3 protein-coding genes and 1 pseudogene are annotated in these 1,927 nt (G+C 62.6%); all 4 read left to right on the top strand.

The window, feature by feature from the left end:
* Positions 1 to 23: 23 nt before the first annotated feature.
* On the top strand, positions 24 to 362 hold the full coding sequence (locus tag ACDP63_RS24690; RefSeq protein ID WP_409928837.1) for a hypothetical protein: 339 nt from the start codon (positions 24 to 26) through the stop codon (positions 360 to 362).
* Complete coding sequence (locus ACDP63_RS24685) at positions 359 to 886, top strand: hypothetical protein (RefSeq protein ID WP_011749578.1); 528 nt, start codon at positions 359 to 361, stop codon at positions 884 to 886. Before ACDP63_RS24690 ends, ACDP63_RS24685 begins: the two co-directional genes overlap by 4 nt.
* Positions 883 to 1,407 (top strand): hypothetical protein, encoded by a 525-nt coding sequence (locus ACDP63_RS24680; RefSeq protein WP_409928836.1) that lies wholly within the window; start codon positions 883 to 885, stop codon positions 1,405 to 1,407. The genes ACDP63_RS24685 and ACDP63_RS24680 overlap by 4 nt, the downstream gene beginning before the upstream one ends.
* A 23-nt stretch (positions 1,408 to 1,430) precedes the next feature.
* Positions 1,431 to 1,927 (top strand): annotated as a pseudogene (locus ACDP63_RS24675) (hypothetical protein); the annotation flags it as partial.

Here is a 1,927-nt window from a genome sequence, read left to right as displayed (position 1 = left end):
TGCGTCAGGATGATGGTTCGGCGATGGTGCAGATCACCGATATCGGCCCGCTGACCATGATCGAACTGCATGCACTTGGCGACGGCAGCATTTCCATCGGCCTAATCTTTCACGGCAAGCCTTCCGGAGATACGCCGCCCGCCGGTCTGACCATCGACATGCGGCCCGATCGCGGGGCGATGGCGGGCGCGGTCTGGGAAAGCGAGGAAGAGCCGCCGCAGATGTCGATCGACCTGCTGGATCTTGAGGATGAAGGCCGCATCCAGGCCAGCTTTGCGGCAACCCTATGCCGCCGGGATGCCCCGGACGACTGTCGCGACGTCGAGGGGCGGATCGACACGTCGTTGGGTGCAGGCCCATGACACTGGCCGAGTTTCTGGCTGATCCGCTGCGCGTGACGCAAATCTCCGACAGCGTGCTGGAGATCGAGAATCGTCCGGTCCGGCGGGCGGTGATTGCTGCGGCGGTGATATTGGTGGCGATCGCGGCGGGCCTGGCAGCCATCGGGGATGGTGCGACCGGAACGGGGATCATCGTGTTGGCCGTGGTGGGCCTGATCGGTTGGCTCTACATGCACGAGTTGGTGCAGCTGACTCAACTGAGCCTGGACAGGCATGCCGGTCTTGTCCGGCTGCGTGTGACCACATTGCGCGGGCGGCGTGAAGAGACATTCGCACTCTCGGACCTGCACAAGCTGGAAAGCATCGCGCACTATGGCACGGCGGCAGGAAACGATGAGACCCGGCTGGTGCTGATTTGCGGATCGGGACCAGAGCGGCGCGAGATCATAGTGCCCATGTTCCGCCCGGATCCCGAAGAGGTGGCGCATCTGACGGGCGTCGTCAATGGCTGGCTTTCCCGCCAGGGAAAGGGAAACCCGTCATGAGTATTGAGACGAATACGCCCGAACGACTGGAACTGGAACTGGCGATACCGCGCTTTATCCTGTGGTTCGTCATGCTGCCTGTCCTGCCGATCACTCTGATCGGGCTGGCCAATCTGATCGGGGGAGAAATCCTGACCGCGCTGGTGCTGCTGGTCGGGCTGAACGGGGCCTTTCTCGCGGGATATATCGCCCTGTCCGAGCGCACACGGCTCAGGTTGGACGCAGGGTCGGGGCTGGTCAGCATCATCCGGACATCGCGCCTCGGCACGCGTCAGCGGGACTATCCGCTCGAGGCGCTCGACAGTGCCGAACTTGACCGCAGCCATACCTCGCGAGAGGACCGCAGCACCTCGAAGGTGGTTCTGGTTTTTCGCAACACCCGCCCGGCAACACGGGTTCCGTTGTCACGTTGGGGCGTATCGGGCGATGGACCTGGGCAGGTCGCCAATGACATCAATGCCTGGCTGCGACGCCATTTCGGGGGCGAACAAACTTCCCCCGCATCTCAACCTTCAAGCTGATTGCCCCAAAAGGAACCGGAGCCATGTGGGACTTCAATATCGGACAAGCTCTCGGACTGTTGGGCCGAACATTGCCTTTCGTGCTCCTGCGTGCCGCCGTCTATTTCGGAATCACACTAGCCTATATTCTGGCCACCGGCGCCGGTATCGGGGTCGGCTGGGGCGTTGGCGCCTTCGGGGATGACGAGTTCCGCGCGACCGCGATGGCTTGGGGCGGCATGGCCGGCTTTGGCCTGACCGGCGCTGTAATGTACTGGCTTCGGGAATACATTCTCTACATCGTCAAGGCAGGCCATGTCGCGGTTCTTGTCGAACTGATTGACGGCAAGCCCCTGCCGGAAGAACGCGGCCAGATCGCCCATGCAACGGCCGTGGTGAAGGGGCGCTTCGGCCAGGCCTCACTGCTCTTCGCGCTGGACCAACTGGTCAAGGGAGTCATTCGCGCCGTCATCGGCCTTGTGCGCGGTGTATTGTCCATCCTGCCGATCCCCTATGTCCGGCAGTTGATGGGCATTGTGCA

This window comes from Paracoccus sp. P2 (assembly GCF_046335115.1).
Taxonomy (GTDB): Bacteria; Pseudomonadota; Alphaproteobacteria; order Rhodobacterales; family Rhodobacteraceae; genus Paracoccus; species Paracoccus pantotrophus.
This window is presented reverse-complemented; position numbering and strand designations above follow the sequence as displayed.